The sequence below is a fragment of the Neisseria sp. P0021.S007 genome (genome assembly GCF_051956855.1).
Map to the genome: position 1 here is coordinate 1 of NZ_JBQCXA010001196.1, position 518 is coordinate 518.

Annotated in this window: 1 protein-coding gene; it reads right to left on the reverse strand. The window is 46.7% G+C overall.

The features are described 5' to 3' along the window. A partial coding sequence (locus ACTHUR_RS18250; RefSeq protein WP_440400171.1) for a DUF5713 family protein occupies window positions 1-283 on the reverse strand: 283 nt, incomplete at its 3' end. Window positions 284-518 lie beyond the last annotated feature (235 nt).

Below are 518 nucleotides of genomic sequence, written 5' to 3' on the forward strand. Positions count from 1 at the left end.
CCATATCGGTGGCAATCGTGTCTCTGGCGACGGTTTCGATTTCGCTGTCGTTTTCATCAAACTCTTCCGCCAATTCGTTAAAGCGTTCGGTAGCTGCGTGGGTCAGTTTATATAGTGCGTCGAGATTTTCAGGCTGCTCGGTTTCGATTTGGCGGCACAGTTCGACTAGGATGTTTTCTCCTTTTTGCACGAGTTCGGGCGGGAAATAATCGTCGTCATACATACCCTCTAAAAAGATATGGTTTGCCAATTCGGTGTTGTTCAGTTGATGACGGGTGGTCATGGATTCTCCTTTTCTATTTTTGGTTTAGAAGATAGATTTTGAAAAGGTCGTCTGAAAGTGCAGATTCAACGAAGTTAAAACGGTTTTGAGGTTTTCAGACGACCTCTTCAGATTGGGCGGCAGATTGTCTTTCGCCTTGAAACCTATGGTCTAACCTTTGGCGGTAAAGCGTTTGTTGACGCGCAGGCGTTCGCCGCGGCCGGCTTTTTTGATTTCCAGCCAGTCGGTGTAAATG